Annotated in this window: 12 protein-coding genes, 9 tRNA genes and 1 rRNA gene (1 of these 22 cut by a window edge); 4 read left to right on the top strand and 18 right to left on the bottom strand. The window is 45.3% G+C overall.

Going from position 1 to position 17,316, the window contains the following annotated elements; all coding sequences use genetic code 11:
* Positions 1 to 117: 117 nt before the first annotated feature.
* The 3 genes from ACIRUQ_RS15405 to nagA all read right to left on the bottom strand — a co-directional run bounded on the left by ACIRUQ_RS15405 (position 118) and on the right by nagA (position 2,180).
* A tRNA-Tyr gene (locus ACIRUQ_RS15405) sits at positions 118 to 199 on the bottom strand.
* Positions 200 to 261: 62 nt separating this feature from the next.
* Positions 262 to 993, bottom strand: coding sequence for a glucosamine-6-phosphate deaminase (nagB, locus tag ACIRUQ_RS15400; RefSeq protein WP_055291028.1), 732 nt, complete (start codon positions 991 to 993; stop codon positions 262 to 264).
* 53 nt (positions 994 to 1,046) lie between these two features.
* Positions 1,047 to 2,180 carry an N-acetylglucosamine-6-phosphate deacetylase gene (gene nagA, locus ACIRUQ_RS15395; protein ID WP_055291025.1) on the bottom strand — a complete coding sequence of 378 codons (1,134 nt, stop codon included), beginning with the start codon at positions 2,178 to 2,180 and terminating at the stop codon, positions 1,047 to 1,049.
* A 269-nt stretch (positions 2,181 to 2,449) separates the two neighbouring features.
* Between nagA and ACIRUQ_RS15390 the strand changes: the two genes are divergently transcribed.
* Positions 2,450 to 3,370, top strand: a complete 921-nt coding sequence (locus tag ACIRUQ_RS15390) for a sugar phosphate nucleotidyltransferase (protein ID WP_044964508.1) — start codon at positions 2,450 to 2,452, stop codon at positions 3,368 to 3,370.
* Between the two features lie 28 nt (positions 3,371 to 3,398).
* Positions 3,399 to 4,517 (top strand): phosphotransferase enzyme family protein, encoded by a 1,119-nt coding sequence (locus ACIRUQ_RS15385; protein ID WP_055291023.1) that lies wholly within the window; start codon positions 3,399 to 3,401, stop codon positions 4,515 to 4,517.
* 125 nt (positions 4,518 to 4,642) lie between these two features.
* Here the strand turns inward: ACIRUQ_RS15385 and pyk are convergent, their stop codons facing one another.
* The 5 genes from pyk to ACIRUQ_RS15360 all read right to left on the bottom strand — a co-directional run bounded on the left by pyk (position 4,643) and on the right by ACIRUQ_RS15360 (position 10,717).
* Positions 4,643 to 6,394, bottom strand: coding sequence for a pyruvate kinase (gene pyk, locus ACIRUQ_RS15380; protein ID WP_021740298.1), 1,752 nt, complete (start codon positions 6,392 to 6,394; stop codon positions 4,643 to 4,645).
* A 71-nt stretch (positions 6,395 to 6,465) separates the two neighbouring features.
* The gene (arcC, locus tag ACIRUQ_RS15375; protein WP_021740299.1) at positions 6,466 to 7,398 is read right to left on the bottom strand and encodes a carbamate kinase; all 933 of its coding nucleotides are present in this window, start codon (positions 7,396 to 7,398) and stop codon (positions 6,466 to 6,468) included.
* Between the two features lie 175 nt (positions 7,399 to 7,573).
* Positions 7,574 to 9,292 (bottom strand): S1C family serine protease, encoded by a 1,719-nt coding sequence (locus ACIRUQ_RS15370; protein WP_055291020.1) that lies wholly within the window; start codon positions 9,290 to 9,292, stop codon positions 7,574 to 7,576.
* Positions 9,293 to 9,324: 32 nt separating this feature from the next.
* Positions 9,325 to 9,552: a LacI family transcriptional regulator gene (locus ACIRUQ_RS15365; protein ID WP_055291018.1), complete on the bottom strand. Its 228-nt coding sequence runs from the start codon at positions 9,550 to 9,552 to the stop codon at positions 9,325 to 9,327.
* An 88-nt stretch (positions 9,553 to 9,640) separates the two neighbouring features.
* Complete coding sequence (locus ACIRUQ_RS15360) at positions 9,641 to 10,717, bottom strand: DUF3878 family protein (RefSeq protein WP_242853632.1); 1,077 nt, start codon at positions 10,715 to 10,717, stop codon at positions 9,641 to 9,643.
* A 520-nt stretch (positions 10,718 to 11,237) separates the two neighbouring features.
* Here ACIRUQ_RS15360 and ACIRUQ_RS15355 point away from each other — a divergent pair.
* Together ACIRUQ_RS15355 and ACIRUQ_RS15350 are read left to right on the top strand one after the other, a co-directional pair.
* Positions 11,238 to 11,543 (top strand): helix-turn-helix domain-containing protein, encoded by a 306-nt coding sequence (locus tag ACIRUQ_RS15355; protein ID WP_055291012.1) that lies wholly within the window; start codon positions 11,238 to 11,240, stop codon positions 11,541 to 11,543.
* A gap of 454 nt (positions 11,544 to 11,997) precedes the next feature.
* The gene (locus ACIRUQ_RS15350) at positions 11,998 to 13,341 is read left to right on the top strand and encodes a helix-turn-helix domain-containing protein (RefSeq protein ID WP_021740306.1); all 1,344 of its coding nucleotides are present in this window, start codon (positions 11,998 to 12,000) and stop codon (positions 13,339 to 13,341) included.
* A 294-nt stretch (positions 13,342 to 13,635) separates the two neighbouring features.
* Here ACIRUQ_RS15350 and ACIRUQ_RS15345 read toward each other — a convergent pair whose 3' ends face one another.
* The 10 genes from ACIRUQ_RS15345 to ACIRUQ_RS15300 all read right to left on the bottom strand — a co-directional run.
* Positions 13,636 to 14,418: a sirohydrochlorin cobaltochelatase gene (locus ACIRUQ_RS15345; RefSeq protein WP_021740307.1), complete on the bottom strand. Its 783-nt coding sequence runs from the start codon at positions 14,416 to 14,418 to the stop codon at positions 13,636 to 13,638.
* An 86-nt stretch (positions 14,419 to 14,504) separates the two neighbouring features.
* Positions 14,505 to 14,578, bottom strand: a tRNA-Arg gene (locus ACIRUQ_RS15340).
* Positions 14,579 to 14,607: 29 nt separating this feature from the next.
* Positions 14,608 to 14,691, bottom strand: a tRNA-Leu gene (locus tag ACIRUQ_RS15335).
* Between the two features lie 18 nt (positions 14,692 to 14,709).
* Positions 14,710 to 14,782: transfer RNA gene (locus ACIRUQ_RS15330), tRNA-Val, on the bottom strand.
* 5 nt (positions 14,783 to 14,787) lie between these two features.
* Positions 14,788 to 14,861 (bottom strand) — tRNA-Asp (locus tag ACIRUQ_RS15325).
* A gap of 28 nt (positions 14,862 to 14,889) precedes the next feature.
* A tRNA-Ile gene (locus tag ACIRUQ_RS15320) sits at positions 14,890 to 14,963 on the bottom strand.
* A 6-nt stretch (positions 14,964 to 14,969) separates the two neighbouring features.
* A tRNA-Thr gene (locus tag ACIRUQ_RS15315) sits at positions 14,970 to 15,042 on the bottom strand.
* 112 nt (positions 15,043 to 15,154) lie between these two features.
* Positions 15,155 to 15,226: transfer RNA gene (locus tag ACIRUQ_RS15310), tRNA-Glu, on the bottom strand.
* Between the two features lie 4 nt (positions 15,227 to 15,230).
* A tRNA-Asn gene (locus ACIRUQ_RS15305) sits at positions 15,231 to 15,302 on the bottom strand.
* Between the two features lie 74 nt (positions 15,303 to 15,376).
* A 23S ribosomal RNA gene (locus ACIRUQ_RS15300) occupies positions 15,377 to 17,316 on the bottom strand (it continues 954 nt past the right edge of the window).

Genomic DNA, 17,316 nt, shown 5'->3' with positions numbered 1-17,316 from the left:
TCCGAAGAAGTCCTCTTAAATAATGGGCGGAGAAGGATTCGAACCGTTTTGGTTTCTTTCCTCTGATTTCTTTCTCTGTATACGAAAAAGGACTTCCGAAGAAGTCCTTTTTAATAATGGGCGGAGAAGGATTCGAACCTTCGAAGGCATCGCCAGCAGATTTACAGTCTGTCCCCTTTGGCCACTCGGGAATCCACCCATTTAACGAAATGAGACATTTCTGCGCTCATTTCGTCATTTACTATATCACGTTCTTGATTTTCATGCAAGCACTTTTTTCAGTGCGGCTTCATCTGCAACCAGCGTAAAATCCGGATGCAACTGAAGAATGGATGCTGGTACTTCCGGTGTCACAGGACCGAAAAATGCTTTCTGTACCGCATCGGCTTTATCTTCGCCGGATACAACCATTACCACTTTCTTTGCCTGAATGATATCACAGATTCCCATCGTAAATGCCTGACGCGGTACATCATCTGCACTGGCAAAGAACCGTTTGTTTGCTTCAATGGTAGATTCTGCCAGATCTACGCAATGTGTGCCTTTTGTAAACACCTGATCCGGTTCATTGAAACCAATATGTCCATTACGGCCGAGTCCGAGAAGCTGCAGATCAATGCCGCCCAGAGATGCAATCTGGTTATCATAACGCTCACACTCAGCAGCCACATCTGTATTTTTTCCATTCGGGATAAACGTATGATCCTCACGGATATTGATTGCATCAAAAAAGTTATGACGCATGAAATATACATAACTCTGATCACTTGTAATATCCAGTCCTACATACTCATCCAGGTTCACGGAATAGCATTCTGAGAAATCAACATCCCCTTTGTTATACCAGTCAATCAGCTGACGGTAAGTGCCAATCGGGCTGCTTCCAGTTGCCAGACCAAGTACACAGTCCGGTTTCATGATTACCTGCGCGGAAATAATATTTGCCGCTTTTCTGCTCATCTGATCATAATCTTTTGCTTTAATAATTTTCATTGTAAAAACCTCCTCATTTTATGCATTATTCATAGAAAATCCATTTCTTTATGCTACTGCCAGATCTGTCCACCGATAATAACTTTTTCCAGTTCCAGGTGTTCATCCAGAATCAGTAGATCTGCCCGTGCACCTGTCCGGATACATCCAATCTCCCGCTCCATTCCAATGGCCTTTGCCGGAGTAGAGGTAGCTGCCATTACAGCCTGTTCCAATGGCACACCAAAAGATACCGCATTTCGAAGCCCATCCATCAGATGAATGGAAGAACCCGCAAGCGTTCCGTCTGCCAGTGTTGCTTTGCCCTCTTTCATCCATACCGGCTGACCGCCAAGCTCATATTCTCCCTCAGGCATTCCCGCACAACGCATGGAATCCGAAATCAAATTCAATCTGTCGCCAAACAAGGCAGCTGTCATCCGAACAACTGACGGATGGATATGAAAACCATCACAGATCAGTTCGACGGTAGCACCTGCATCAAATGCAGCACCAATGATCCCCGGCTTCCGGTGATGAATTCCATTCATGCCGTTAAACATATGCGTAACATGGGTAGCACCTGCCTCGAAAGCCGCCTGTGCCATATCGTAGTCTGCCACAGAGTGCCCCAGGGAAACCGTACAAAGCCTGCTGGCCTGTCGGATAAATGCCAGATCCCGATCTTCTTCCGGAGCCACTGTGATCATGCGTACCTGTCCATCGCAGGCTGCGTTTAATTTTTCCAGTTCTTCCATATTCGGTTTCTGCAAATACTGTGCATTCTGTGCCCCGCGTTTTTCATAACTTAAAAACGGTCCCTCCAGATGAACTCCCACACAATGTGCCCCATCACTTTCAAAATCACGGATGGCATGCATTGCATGCAGCAGTGATTTCTCCGACAGCGTCATAGTAGTCGGACACCAGGATGTTACACCTCTCTGTGCATAATATCGTGACATCCGGCGCAGACCATCTGCATCTCCATCACTGGCATCTGCATTTACCGCTCCATGTGTATGAATATCCACAAGTCCCGGAATGATATATTTTCCGGTCGCATCTATCATTTCTCCATCTGGCAACTCCTGTACTGTCATATGGGTATCACCACCGGTTATGGCAGTAATCCGATCCCCACATAAAATATCTGATTTTTCAAATCTTCCTTCAGGCAGAAAGACCTGTCCGTTTGTTATATACATCTCTTCCATCTCCTTCGCTACGCATATCTTGCATCTTTTTTCAAAGAATTGCAAGCCTTTTTTTCTGCATTTTTTACGCTTCTGTTTTGACCCTGTTTCCCCCCTGTTTTCTTCCGTTTTATCGGTTGCACTCCTCAAAAAATAAACGTATAATAAATAAGGTTAACAGAGAACACGCAAAAGAAGTCTGACATTTCTGCTATTCTTTATTCCATAGCATATGTCCGTCTTCCAAGGAATATATTTCACAAACACAGGAGGATATGAAAATGAAAAAACCAATATTAGTCGTTATGGCAGCTGGAATGGGCAGTCGTTACGGAGGATTAAAACAGATGGATCCGGTTGGCAGTCATGGAGAAGTAATTATGGATTATTCCCTGTATGATGCCCGCCGTGCCGGATTTGAAAAAGTTATTTTCATCATCAAACATTCCATTGAAGATGCATTTAAAGAAGCCATCGGTGATCACGTTTCCAAATATATGGAAGTTGCTTATGCATATCAGGACCTGGATGATCTGCCGGAAGGCTATTCCGTACCGGAAGGCCGTGAGAAACCATGGGGAACCTGCCATGCAATTCTTGCAGCAAGAGATCTCATTGATGCACCATTTGCTGTGATCAACGCAGATGATTATTATGGAACTACCTGCTTTAAGATCATTTATGATTACCTGTCCACACACAGTGATGATGACAAATATCGTTACTGCATGGTTGGCTATCAGTTAAAAAACACTGTTACAGAAAATGGTTCTGTTGCCCGCGGCGTGTGCACGACAGACGCTGATTCCAATCTGATCAGTGTTGTTGAGCATACACAGATTGAACAGCACGAAGGCGGCATCCGCTTTACTGAAGATAAAGGTGAAACCTGGCATGAGATCGATGGAAATACCATTGTGTCTATGAATCTCTGGGGATTCAGTGAAAGCTTTATCAAAGAAGCAAAAGACCGCTTCGCAGCATTCCTGGATGATGCAATGGTGAATAATCCGCTGAAAGGGGAATACTTCCTTCCATCCGTTGTCAGCCAGCTTCTGGATGAAGGCAAAGCATCTGTAAAAGTATTACAGAGTCCGGACAAATGGTACGGCGTTACTTACCGCGAAGACAAACCGGGAATCGTAAAAGCACTTGCAGACAAAGCTGCCGACGGATTATATCCGACACCATTGTGGCAGTAATCGTTATACAGATAAAGGAGAAGATATTATGATACAGATTAAACCTGAGATTTTTCAGGAAGTTCTTTCTGCCTATGACCTGGGTGAAGGCACTATAGCTTACAAGGCCTATGGGGAAGGTCACATCAACAATACAAGCCTGGTAACCGTTACCGGCAAAGAGACACACAGATTTATCCTGCAGCGCATTAATACAGATATTTTTACCAATCCGAAATCCCTGATGGAAAATATCTGCGGCGTTACTTCTTACCTGAAAGACATCATCGCAGAACGCGGTGGAGATACAGAACGTGAAACCATGACAGTTGTATACACCCGTGACGGTCAGCCATACTATACTGATTCCACACAGGGTGCATGGCGTATTTATAAGTTCGTAGAACATACCATCTGTCTGCAGCAGTGCAGAAATACTGAGGATTTCTACACTTCCGCCAAAGCATTCGGACAGTTCCAGAAAAACCTCTCCGGATACGATGCTTCCACACTGCATGAAACGATTCCGGATTTCCATAATACCCCGGATCGTCTGTGCAAATTCAAAGAAGCCCTGGCAGCCGACACAATGCACCGTGCCGCTGACATTCCAGAAGAGATTGATTTTGTACTGAACCATGAGGCAGACTGTTCACACATGACTGATCTGCTGGCAGCCGGAAAACTGCCTCTCCGTGTTACACACAACGATACAAAATTAAACAACATTCTTCTGGATGATAAAACAAACGACGCACTCTGCATCATTGATCTGGATACCGTCATGCCGGGTCTGGCAGCCAACGATTATGGTGATTCTATCCGTTTCGGTGCAAATCACAGTGCCGAGGATGAACCGGATCTGACAAAAGTAAACTTCTCTCTGGAACTTTTTGAGGCTTACACAAAAGGATTCCTTGAGATTGCAGGAGATGCCCTGACACCATTGGAGATTGAGACTCTCCCTTGGGGAGCTAAACTGATGACACTGGAATGCGGCATGCGTTTCCTGACCGATTATCTGGAAGGTGACCATTACTTCGCTGTACATCGTCCGGGACAGAACCTGGATCGTACCCGCACACAGTTCAAGCTTGTCCGTGACATGGAAGCACATTGGGATGAGATGAATGCTATCGTACGCAAATATGCAGCTGTAGCTAAATAGATTTTTTCTTATGTGGTAAAAATTTAAGATTTTAAAAAGGAGATTGTGTCATTTCATCTCACGAGCTAATAATCGCTCTATGAGAAAAATGACACAATCTCCTTTATTTATACATAAAGAAGCTTTTAATTATTGCAGCTCACAATTCCTTTTTTGCCATCCAGTGTCACAAAAGCACCGGATTTCAGAATCTGTGTTGCATTTTCTGCCCCGATCAGTACCGGAATATCAAGGCTCAGTCCTGCAATCGCACCGTGACAATTTATACTGTTTTTCTCAAGGATCAATCCGGAGGACAGACGAATCTGCTCCATCATTTCATTACAGGTGTCTTTTGCAACGATAATATCTCCAACCTTGAATTTCTCTTTCAGTTCCTCTGCGGAGTTTACCACACACATATTGCCGGAATCAACTTTATCATTCAGACCTTTTCCCTGCATCAGGATATGTCCTGCCACATGCACTTTGATCATATTGGTAGTACCGGAGATACCCAGTGGTACACCGGCAGTCAAAACAACGATCTCACCCTGTTTGATCAGTCCCATCTCCTCTGCTTTATCAACTGCATGATCAAATAACTCGTCAGAGTTGTGTTTTAATTCTACCAGCAGCGGTGTAACGCCCCAGGAAAGACTCATTTTTCTGCATACGTCTTTGTTTACAGAGCATCCGATGATCGGGCAGGCCGGACGGTATTTTGATACCATACGTGCAGTACGACCGGAATTTGATACTGTGATGATTGCAGATGCATTCAGATCCATGGCTGTGGTGCAGGTTGCATGTGCAATAGCATTGGTAATATCCGGGTTTGTCAAAATGCTGCGTTTCTTCAATCGAGACATATAGTTGATATCCTGTTCGGTACGGGATGCAATCTTCACCATAGTCTGCAGTGCTTCCACCGGATAATCACCGGCAGCAGTTTCACCGGAAAGCATGATGGCACTGGTTCCGTCATAGACAGCATTTGCTACATCCGTTGCCTCCGCACGGGTCGGACGCGGGTGTTTCATCATGGAATCCAGCATCTGTGTCGCTGTGATAACCTGTTTTCCTGCTTTGTATACTTTTTCGATCAAGATTTTCTGGATAACCGGTACATCCTCCATCGGAATCTCAACTCCCATGTCACCACGTGCTACCATGATGCCATCAGATACCCGGATAATATCATCGATGTTATCCACACCCTGTTTATTCTCAATTTTAGCAATAATATTGACACTCTTGCAGTCATGTTCTTCCAGAATCTTACGGATCTGCAAAATGTCATCGGCAGTTCTGGTGAAGGATGCTGCAATAAAATCAAATCCATTCTCGATACCAAACACAATGTCGCTGTAATCTGTCTCACTGATAAACGGCATAGAGAGTTCCACGTTCGGCACATTGACCCCTTTTTTGTTAGAGATCATACCACCGTTGATTACCTCACAGACAATATCTGTTCCATCCAGGCGAACAACTTTCATTTCGATCAGACCGTCATCGATCAGAATACGATCACCAGCTTTGACATCATTGTGAAGATCCTCATATGTGATGGCAACACGACTGGCATCACCGACAAAATCACCAAGTGCCAGTGTAAATAACTGTCCTTCTTTCAGTTCTGCCTTACCGCCTTTCAACTCTTTCAGACGGATCTCCGGACCTTTTGTATCTAACAGTGCTGCTACCGGAAGATCAAGTTCCTCCCGCAATGCTACCAGTTTATCCAATCGTGCTTTCTGTTCTTCATGGGAGCCATGTGAAAAATTAAAACGCGCAACATTCATTCCTTCCTGCATCAGCTGACGGAGTACATCACCTTTATCTGTGGAGGGTCCCAGTGTGCATACAATTTTTGTTTTTCTGATTTCTCTCATATTTCTATATTCCTTTCCTATGAAAAAGTGCAAAGAGGATAATACACGATCTGCATTATCCCCTTTCTATTTTATTTCTTTATAATTGTACCTGTCTGCCCGGCCATAGCTGCTTCAATACTTCCAAGCTTTGTGATCAGAACACTACGTGTTGCATAATCACCAATATAGGAAATGGCTGTTTCAATCTTCGGAAGCATGGTCCCCTCTCCAAACTCTCCCTCAGCGATATATCTCCGTGCTTCCGCACAGGTCATCTCACGAATCGATTCCTGTTTATCTGTTCCGTAATTCTTATAAACGCTCTCCTCGCCGGTCAGAATGATCAGCATATCCGCTTCTACACCGTCTGCCAGCAATCCTGCAATGAGATCTTTCTCAATGACTGCACTTGCGCCTTTTAAAACAGTGCCCTGCTCCAGTACCGGAATTCCTCCGCCACCGGCTGCAATGACAACCTGATCCGCATCCATCAGTGTATTTACAGCATCCAGTTCCACAATCTGATGTGGCATCGGTGCCGCAACGATTCGACGATAGCCCTCCTCGGTTCTAACAACATGGTTTCCTTTTTTCTCTTCTTCTTCCGCTTCTTCCTCAGTCATAACACGACCAATAATCTTACTCGGTTTGTAAAAAGCCTCGTCATAAGGATCTACGATAACCTGTGTCAAAAGTGTGGATACGGTACGGTATACACCGCGGTTCATCAATTCGGTACGAATCGCATTCTGCAGATCGTATCCGATGTAGCCCTGACTCATTGCTGAACATACAGACATTGGTGTCGCTGTATAATCTGTATACAGTCTGTGAAACTCAGACATCGCTGTGTGGATCATTCCAATCTGCGGTCCGTTGCTGTGTGTGATAACCACCTGACAATCATCCTGTATTAAATCAGCAATTGCTTTTGCTGCGCGGCAGGTTGCTTCCTTCTGCTCCGGAAGCGTTGTTCCCAGTGCGTCATGTCCAAGTGCAATTGCAATTCTTTTCTTCTTCATCTCAACTGCCTCCAATACTCGTAAAAGTCTGTTTCATACATTTTAGCACAAGATAGGGACAGCGTAAAGCAGTTTTCATACAGAAGAAAGATTCCATTCAAATTGATGACTCTGCATGATGTACCGTTTGTTCATTTATGATGATACCGTATATACGACAGGCATGCGTGTTTCCTTAGTTTCCATAGCCAAAAAACTGTTCCAGACTATTGCTGCCTCCGTTGTTTCCATATCCTGGGATAGAATACTGTCCGTTGGAACCAGACTGACCACCGTTGTTCTGATTTGTTGTATTAGTCTGCTGCTGAGATGCATTATCCAGTGTAACTTTTAATGTCTGCTCCTGATAACCTTTTCCGTCACTGCTTCTCTGGATTGTAACCTCTACAGTCTCACCGGCTTTGTAATACTGAAGTTCCTCTTTTAACTGAGAAATCGTGGTAATGGTTGTATTACCAAGCTTTGTGATAATGTCGCCTCTCTGGATACCGGCATTTGCTGCTGCACCGCCATCTGTGGTTCCGCTGACATAAACACCTTCCGGAACATTATATTTTTCTGCCTCTTCTGATGAAACATCCTGTCCTGTAATATTTAGGAATCCATAATTACTGGTCAGTTTGTCTCTGGTCTCCTGATTCATCAGATTTTCAATGATACTCTGTGCTTTGGACATCGGGATTGCAAATCCCATACCTTCCACTTCATCGCTGGCATATTTTGCACTGTTGATGCCGATAACTTCACCTTTCATATTGAACAGCGCACCGCCGCTGTTACCAGGGTTAATAGCTGCATCTGTCTGTAACAGAGTTGCTGTTGTATCATCGATAGTAACTTCACGGTCAACTGCACTGATGATACCGGTTGTAACAGACTGGCCAAAACCAAGTGCATTTCCGATGGCAACAACCTGATCACCGACTTCCATCTGCGTGGAATCGCCCAGAGTTGCGATGGAGATACTGTTTAACACGTCCTCGCTGATATCGGAAAGCTGGATGGCAATAACAGCCAGATCGTTATTGGGATCCGTACCTTTGATCTTTGCATCAAAAACGGCGTCTTTATTATCATTGAAGCATACCGTTAAGGATTCTGCACCGGATACTACATGGTTGTTGGTTGCAATCAGAAGCTCTGTATCATTCTTTCCGATGATAACACCGGAACCACTGCCGGTACTCTGCTGCTGCATAGTTCCGAACATGGTCTGTACTTCCTGCACACTCTGATTTGTAATCGCTACAACCGAGGATTTACACTGCGATGCAATTTCTGCTACGGTATAGGTTCCATCAGTGGAACCAGATGCATCGGTTTTCTTGTTGCCGGAGTTTGTGCTCAGTTTTGCAGCATTAGTCTCCAGATTTGCAGCTGCAACTGATTTTGCTGAATTCTTTCCGATTGCGAAAGATCCAAGGATCATACCACCGGAAATTGCACCAAATAAGATTGCACAGCACACTACTTTTGCATATACATTCATGCTGTGTCTGTGTTTTCTTCTCTGCTGTGGTGTCTCCTGATGATTGCTGTTCCGGTCACCGCCAACGTGATCCTGTTTCTGATGATTCTTGATATAGGAATAACGGTACTGGGAAGCGCCCTCGGTTCCTTTGATATGATCCTCATCAGTCTGAGCTTCACAATTCTGCGTCTGATCTGTCTCGGAAGTCTGAACGGTATCTGCCTGTGCAGCATCTACTGTTTCTTCCACATCCTGTGGCGGTGTCACAAAATCGGATTCCTCAAACATTTCCTCAGTAGCTTTGTTCGTAGCAGAATCCTCTGCATCATTTTTTACAGTTTCTACATTTTCTATATTGCTTTCATTTTTTACTTCTGATTCATTATTTTCTGTGTTCATTTTGTTTTCTTCATTCTCAAGCATTTTTCTCTGCCTCCTCATCTTTGATGAGTATATCATACGAAACGATTGTAGTAAAACTTTGTTGAGATTGTGAAAGAATTGTGAATTATGAATCGTTTTCTATCCTGCGCTGCCTCAATGTCATCATTACCAATGATAGACGGCATGTAGCCGCACTTCTTATTATTTGCCATACACTTCAGCATATCAACCGCGGAAATATCATTGGCGCAATAGATCGCCGTGGGGCGATCCTCCTCGGTCAGCAACTGTTCCATCATTCGGAAGCCTTCCCTCTCTGTCTGCCGGCGCAGACAACTTCATCCGTAATACCGCTCTTTACCCGAAGTAACGTATCATTTTAATTTATCATCCCGAAAAACGTTCCACTTCCACAATTCGATTTCCCCGTTTTTTCTTCCAGATCATCAGATATACGTTATATTCCACAGAATCCTGCGCTGTTGTAAATGGTTCTTCCCGCACCAGTGTGACCTGCTTTCCCTGAGCTTCCAGCTCCATTTTACGCTGTACTGCCTGCATCAGAATTTTCTCATATAACTGCTGTGATATTCCTCCGACTGCCGATACAGTTCTCTGCTCTGATGCTTTTGTATCACATACTTCTCTTTTTCCAATTTCTTCCTTCTTGAATCCGGCGTCTTCTGATTTAAGCGTTTCTGTTTTATAGCTGCGCACCGGGTAACCTTCGCTTGCCCGCATCAGTTTTTCTATCAGCAAATCTATCACAGCTCCATGTCTTGTGCGATGCATCATCCATGCCAACAATCTGCTCATCCCCTTTCCTTGATACTTTCGATAGAATGTTAACCACCAAAGCAGACTGTGATCATCAGCTTCTGCTGCCAGTTCCTCCATGATGGAAATTGCCTGCTCTGTCGGTTCCCAGACCCCATCCATCGGCACAATATATTTTTGTGAAACAGCCGGATAGCAAGCATAGTTCAAAGGTGGAAAATGCACCAGTTCCGCCAGTTTTTGCTCTTCTTCGCCGGCAGCATCCGCCCCCAGATACTCGCATTTTGTATGCAGAATCGCAATGCGGTATTCTAACTGTCGTAAATATTCGTATCCCTTCACCCAGAAATGCCCCAGATCTCCGTATCGGTACAAATGTGTCTCAACTTTCAAATCCTCAAAAAATAATGTCACGACACTGTCACCCTGATGAACTACCAGTACATAGATACAGCCATCCTCCGTATCTTCCTTGCTCAATTCTGCTTCCAATTCCCCCTCATAATCCGGCTGATACTGACCGGTCATTTTCGCATTGATAAAGACCAGAAAACTTTCTACTGCGTCATTCATCAGATAGACAAGACGGAGTTCTGACTGTTTTTCATTTTCCGGAAAAATCAATTCAAACTGATCCTGCCAGAGCAGTTCCTCCAGCATTTCAAAAGGATTCAATTCTGTTCTCAAATCATTCTTTTCCAACGTATATGTCCTCGTCTTCTTGTATTTCTTCTGATTTTATACTACCTCTTCCTAAAATGTAAACAGGGATACCTGTTTTTTGACAGATATCCCTTATACAACCCTTTATTTTCTATTCCCCAACACCTTTCCTTGTTGGAACAGAACGCATACACTGCTATTTTCTACGTTGCAATCTTACTATCATCATTCTGCTTTTGGTCTACGGATTCCGAAAAACACAACAGCCCCTGCCAGAATCAGCACCAACAGCATGATTAGTGCGCTCATATAAGACTGTGTGCTTTCATACAGTTTTCCGGCCACAGATGCAATGATCAGGTTTGTATTAATCAGGGAAAAATATGTGTTTTTACATTGCTTATTATTTCGTGTATAATAAAGAACAGACAAAGAAGGAGGGAACATGTACATAGGATTAAAACAAATTTAAAACCAACTGACGGATTGCCCAACCCTGCTGACATCATCCGATGGCATACATGCACTGACCGGTTGGAGTAATTTGAGTGAATCCAGCCGGACCTTCTGCCATCCGAAAATGCAGTTTCTGCTGGACTATGACAAAAAACATCATTCTGAATTTGCCTATACGCTGTACATGTATCTGACTCACGAACGAAACCTGGTTGCTACCTCAGAGGCCATGGATATGCACCGTACCTCTCTGATCTATCGTTTCAAAAAAATCAATACCCTGATCGAGAAAGATTTTGACGACTACCGGGATCGGATGTACCTGATTCTTTCGTATGAATTCAAGTCGAACGTACGTGAGACTTGGTGCGTGATTCTGGTCAGCGAAAGCTGACATATTCTTCTCAGAATCACTGCACATCCTCGCGGAGCGTTTATCTCAGTCGGAGATTGAACTCCCACTGAGAAAGATTTGTTATTACTCACCACTTGCAGAAGTGGGAGTCTCAACTCAGACTGAGATGAACCGTCCCACTGCATAAATACTGGGTTGCAACCGGAAGTTGCGCAATCGCTCACGCTGATTGGTAGACATTTTCCGATGATTCTTTATACTGAAATCAGACAAATTCAAGAATGCTTCGGCATTCTTGCTGCGAGGTGCGCGTCATGCAATTGCATGACATACTTCTACTGCCCACCTCTGCAATCCTGCCGGAGGCTATATCAGCTGAGGGATTGACTCCCAGCTGATACATCACACACTATGTATTTTGCATTTCCGGAAAGTCACACAACATCAGCTGGATTCTGTATAGAATCATCTTTTTTCCAGACGGAGGTTCCTTATGACATTAGGTGAAAAATTATATACATTACGAACAAAACAGAATATGACCCAGGAACAACTGGCTGAAAAACTTCAGGTCTCCCGCCAGTCTATTTCCAAATGGGAATCCGATGCCACACGCCCGGATCTTGGAAAATTAAAATTCCTGGCAGAATTTTACCATGTATCACTGGACGCATTATTAGATGAAGATGTGGATATTTTTGCTGATAAAACAATTTCTGCTTTGAATGAAAGCACAAACACTGCCTCAGATAAAAACGAGTCGGTGGGACAAAGATCAGCCACAGATTCTGCTTTTACAGATGATAACGGAAATCCCGGTACCGGTAACACTGACAATCATTCGTCATACAGTGTTTCTCCCGAAACCATCGATTGGATCACTTCTGAGATTCTGGATAAAAATCACAAACTCTGGAAACGGACAACCATCGGATTGGGTAGTGCATGTCTGGCACTCACGGTTGCCCTGCTCGTGGTCGCAATAACTTTTTCCGACAAATTAAGCACGCTTTCTGCTCAGATTGCACAGCAGCCAGCTCCTGTTTATGTAAACAATGATTCTGATTACACCACGGAACAGGATACTTATTTTCAAAGCTATCACACGATTGCAGATTCTGTTTCCGAAGATGGTAAAAAACTGCATGTCAAATTTACGGCTGTCTTAAAAAACTATCAGGATAACACGATTCTGACTATGCAGCTTCAGAATACTTCGGATCAGAGCAACATTCCGGTAACTTTCATCTGCGAAAACGGAACTTACACTGGTTTTGCTGATTTACCGATTAATACAGACACTTATAACGCAACCGCCTGTATCGATACGGACGGTTCCAAACAGACCGTAAATCTGAGTGAATACGAGACGTTATCCGTCCTTGGATTGACAGACTGGCAACCCACTGTTGAAATTACAGGAAATAGCTTCGATAATCTTTCACGGACTAATTCCGGTGACCTGAATATAAGCTGTCAGCAGCCTGCATTTGTTTCCAATATCACAGATGCTGAATTTCAGGTTGTGTATAACGATACGCTGTTGTATACACGTAGTCTGCCACACGATGATCTGGAATCGTTGTCAGAAGTATATGGAGAAAGCTATTTTCCATACAACTTTAAAGTTCCAAAAGATAGCAATGCCGACGATTATATCATAAAGTTCCGTTGGTATAACTCTTTTTTGAAACAATATATTACTTACGAAACCCAGAATAACTGGACATTTAATAGTACTGATTCAGAAAATGCTACAAATATTCTGTTTGACTCCGACACAGATATTGACAGCACTTCCCATCCGGAAAAGGTTACATTTTCAACCGAACCGTAAACAGTAGAAGGCGAACAGGTCATTCCTGCTCGCCTTCGTTTGCTTCTTCCATATCAATATGTGTTCCTCTATTACACTGGAGATTGTTCTATATGGTATTATGCAACCCACAATGCATATTTCTCTTTTGTAAAGCGGACATTCGCAATCCTCTTTCGCTACTTGCTCATGAACGCAGTCGCTTTGCGACCTGTCAGTGTGAGCTTTTAACTCCCACTGACATAAGCATCCTCCCTACCCACCGCTTAGTGCTCTACGCACCTGAAGCAGGGGAATGCTTATTCTGCGTTCAAATCATCTGATTTCTTCTGCCTGCAGCGCATGTTCCGCAAACATCCGCTGTACAAATGCATAACTGCCCAATCCCGCTATCATACAATCTGCTTCTATTCCGTCTCGCTCCAGGATATTTTTCCAGGAATTCTCATCTTCTCCTGCCATATCATTTCTGGCATGATCTCCCGCCACCAGCATCAATGGTGCCAATACGGATTTTTGGCAGGACAGTTGTTTCAGTTTTTCCTTTACATCCGTAATCTCCGGATATCCTTCCACGGTACCGATCCACACATTTGTAAATCCCTGAGCCTGAATCTGATGCTCCAGTGCCGGATAGCATGCATTGGCAAAATGTCCTGTGCCATGTCCCATAAATACAAACGCATCAGAAGAACTTCTGAAATCAAAAACTTCATTCAGGCCACAGATCAATTCTTTATAATCGGACTGCTGGTGAAGCAGCGGATGTCCCAGCCGCACAGACTCGAATTGATTCAGATATTCACGCAGGATTTCCACCAGTTCATCGTATTCATAACCATGGATCACATAGGTAGGCTGTACGATCAGCTCTTTACACCCGGCCACAGCCAGAGTTTCCAGAGCCTCCGAAACTGTATCAATGCATATTCCGTCCCGCTCCTTCAGTTTTTTTATGATCCGGCGGCTGCCGTATGCCCGCCGCATCTCATAGCCCGGCAGTGCCGCCGAAATCGCCTGTTCCACCGGATTAATATTCTGTGCTTCCGCCTCCCGGTAAGAAGTTCCAAAACTTACAATCAATACGCCTTTTTTCATTGGTCTTACGCCCCCATATTTCCTTTTTTAATGCAAAAAAATACCGCAAACCCTTGTTAATCAAAAGTTTGCGATACTTTACGGTACGTGCGTGAGAGGATTCGAACCCCCGACACCTTGGTCCGTAGCCAAGTGCTCTATCCAGCTGAGCTACACACACATATTTTATAAAATCAGCTTAAAAGCTAATGCCGGCGACCGGAATCGAACCGGTACGATGTCGCCACCACAGGATTTTAAGTCCTGCGCGTCTGCCAGTTCCGCCACGCCGGCATGATGCTTTAGCATCGATGGGACCTACAGGGCTCGAACCTGTGACCCTCTGCTTGTAAGGCAGATGCTCTCCCAGCTGAGCTAAGATCCCATAAACGACCCAGACGGGACTCGAACCCGTGACCTCCGCCGTGACAGGGCGGCGCTCTAACCAACTGAGCCACTAGGCCAAATCGTTTATTATATGTTCTTACAAAATGGACCTTCGGGGACTCGAACCCAGGACCGACCGGTTATGAGCCGGTTGCTCTAACCAACTGAGCTAAAGGTCCATAAAAAGCCGATGATCGGACTCGAACCGATAACCTGCTGATTACAAATCAGCTGCTCTGCCAATTGAGCCACATCGGCATAAACATACAGAAACAACTTTCTTACTTACCATACTCATTGTTTCCTGAGTCTAATGTTTATCAGCCAACAGACCTCTGCTACTTTACGAGCAATTCTGCTAACATATAAATGACTCCAACGGGAATCGAACCCGTGTTACCGCCGTGAAAGGGCGATGTCTTAACCGCTTGACCATGGAGCCATAACTCCCCGAGTAGGGCTCGAACCTACAACAACTCGGTTAACAGCCGAGTGCTCTACCATTGAGCTATCGAGGAATAAGGTACATGATATATACCTTCAAAACTTCATACAGGTGAGATCTTAGCTTCTTTTATTCAATCTCGTGTTCTTGGTCAAGCCCTCAAACGATTAGTAACAGTCAGCTCCATGTGTTGCCACACTTCCACCTCTGCCCTATCTACCTCGTACTCTTCAAGGGTTTTTACTCCTTTATAAGGATGGGATATCTCATCTTGGGGGGGACTTCACGCTTAGATGCCTTCAGCGTTTATTCCTTCCGGACTTGGCTACCCGGCGATGCCATTGGCATGACAGCCGGTACACCAGTGGTCCGTCCAGCCCGGTCCTCTCGTACTAAGGCCAGCTCCCCTCAGATATCCTACGCCCGCGCCGGATAGGGACCGAACTGTCTCACGACGTTCTGAACCCAGCTCGCGTACCGCTTTAATGGGCGAACAGCCCAACCCTTGGGACCTGCTACAGCCCCAGGATGCGATGAGCCGACATCGAGGTGCCAAACCACTCCGTCGATGTGAACTCTTGGGAGTGATAAGCCTGTTATCCCCAGGGTAGCTTTTATCCGTTGAGCGATGGCAATCCCACTTTATGCCACCGGATCACTAAGTCCTACTTTCGTACCTGCTCCACCCGTCGGTGTCGCAGTCAGCCTCCCTTCTGCCTTTGCACTCTTCTAATGGTTTCCGACCATTATGAGGGAAACTTTGAGCGCCTCCGATACCCTTTCGGAGGCGACCGCCCCAGTCAAACTCCCCGCCTGGCATTGTCCCACCGCCGGATCACGGCGGCTGGTTAGAAACCCGATATTGCAAGGGTGGTATCCCAACAGCGCCTCCCCTGAGACTGGCGTCCCAGGTTCATAAGCTCCCACCTATCCTGTACATGCAATACCAAGCTCCAGTACCAAACTGGAGTAAAGCTCCATGGGGTCTTTCCGTCCTGGCGCGGGTAACCAGCATCTTCACTGGTACTTCAATTTCACCGGGTGCATTGTCGAGACAGCGCTCAAATCATTACGCCTTTCGTGCGGGTCGGAACTTACCCGACAAGGAATTTCGCTACCTTAGGACCGTTATAGTTACGGCCGCCGTTTACTGGGGCTTGGATTCAAAGCTTCGCCGAAGCTAACCTCTCCTCTTAACCTTCCAGCACCGGGCAGGCGTCAGCCCATATACATCACCTTACGGTTTCGCATAGACCTGTGTTTTTGCTAAACAGTTGCTTGAGCCTATTCTCTGCGGCCCACTTGCGTGGGCACCCCTTCTCCCGAAGTTACGGGGTCATTTTGCCGAGTTCCTTGACAATGCTTCTCCCGCCGGCCTTAGGATTCTCTCCTCATCCACCTGTGTCGGTTTACGGTACGGGCGCATGGCAAACAATAGCGGCTTTTCTCGACAGGAGGGGGCACATGCTTCACTACTTTAGTTCGCTCCACATCACGGCTTCGTCTCATGCACAGCGGATTTGCCTGCTGTGCGACTACCCCGTTTGTACCGGACTTTCCATTTCCGGCCCATGTTTCCCTCCCGTGTCCCCACAGTTCTGTTACCATGCGGTACAGGAATATCAACCTGTTGTCCATCGGCTACGCTTTTCAGCCTCACCTTAGGTCCCGACTTTCCCAGGGCAGATCAGCTTTACCCTGGAGACCTTGGATATTCGGCCACAAGGATTCTCACCTTGTTCTCGCTACTCATTCCGGCATTCTCTCTTCTTAGCACTCCACAGCTCCTTCCGGTACTGCTTCTTCGCGTTAAGAATGCTCCTCTACCAATGACTATGTCATTCCCAAGCTTCGGTGGCATGTTTTAGCCCCGGACATTTTCGGCGCAGGACCTCTCGACTAGTGAGCTGTTACGCACTCTTTGAATGAATGGCTGCTTCTGAGCCAACATCCTAGTTGTCTTAGAGATCCCACATCCTTTTCCACTTAACATGCACTTTGGGACCTTAGCTGCGGGTCTGGGCTCTTTCCCTTTTGACTATCCAACTTATCTCGTATAGTCTGACTCCCGTTCATCATCTGTATGG

Origin of the sequence: Eubacterium ramulus (genome assembly GCF_045002895.1) — a bacterium.
In the GTDB taxonomy this organism is placed as follows: Bacteria; Bacillota; Clostridia; order Lachnospirales; family Lachnospiraceae; genus Eubacterium_I; species Eubacterium_I ramulus.
Note: the sequence above shows the minus strand (reverse complement) of the source record. Positions and strands in the feature narration are given on the sequence as shown.

What these genes read in the sequence shown, in the direction of transcription:
- nagB (WP_055291028.1), bottom strand. Translation starts at nt 993, where the DNA reads ATGAAAATTATTAAAGCAAAAGATTATGATCAGATGAGCAGAAAAGCG.
- nagA (WP_055291025.1), bottom strand. Translation starts at nt 2,180, where the DNA reads ATGTATATAACAAACGGACAGGTCTTTCTGCCTGAAGGAAGATTTGAA.
- ACIRUQ_RS15390 (WP_044964508.1), top strand. Translation starts at nt 2,450, where the DNA reads ATGAAAAAACCAATATTAGTCGTTATGGCAGCTGGAATGGGCAGTCGT.
- ACIRUQ_RS15385 (WP_055291023.1), top strand. Translation starts at nt 3,399, where the DNA reads ATGATACAGATTAAACCTGAGATTTTTCAGGAAGTTCTTTCTGCCTAT.
- pyk (WP_021740298.1), bottom strand. Translation starts at nt 6,394, where the DNA reads ATGAGAGAAATCAGAAAAACAAAAATTGTATGCACACTGGGACCCTCC.
- arcC (WP_021740299.1), bottom strand. Translation starts at nt 7,398, where the DNA reads ATGAAGAAGAAAAGAATTGCAATTGCACTTGGACATGACGCACTGGGA.
- ACIRUQ_RS15370 (WP_055291020.1), bottom strand. Translation starts at nt 9,292, where the DNA reads ATGCTTGAGAATGAAGAAAACAAAATGAACACAGAAAATAATGAATCA.
- ACIRUQ_RS15365 (WP_055291018.1), bottom strand. Translation starts at nt 9,552, where the DNA reads ATGATGGAACAGTTGCTGACCGAGGAGGATCGCCCCACGGCGATCTAT.
- ACIRUQ_RS15350 (WP_021740306.1), top strand. Translation starts at nt 11,998, where the DNA reads ATGACATTAGGTGAAAAATTATATACATTACGAACAAAACAGAATATG.
- ACIRUQ_RS15345 (WP_021740307.1), bottom strand. Translation starts at nt 14,418, where the DNA reads ATGAAAAAAGGCGTATTGATTGTAAGTTTTGGAACTTCTTACCGGGAG.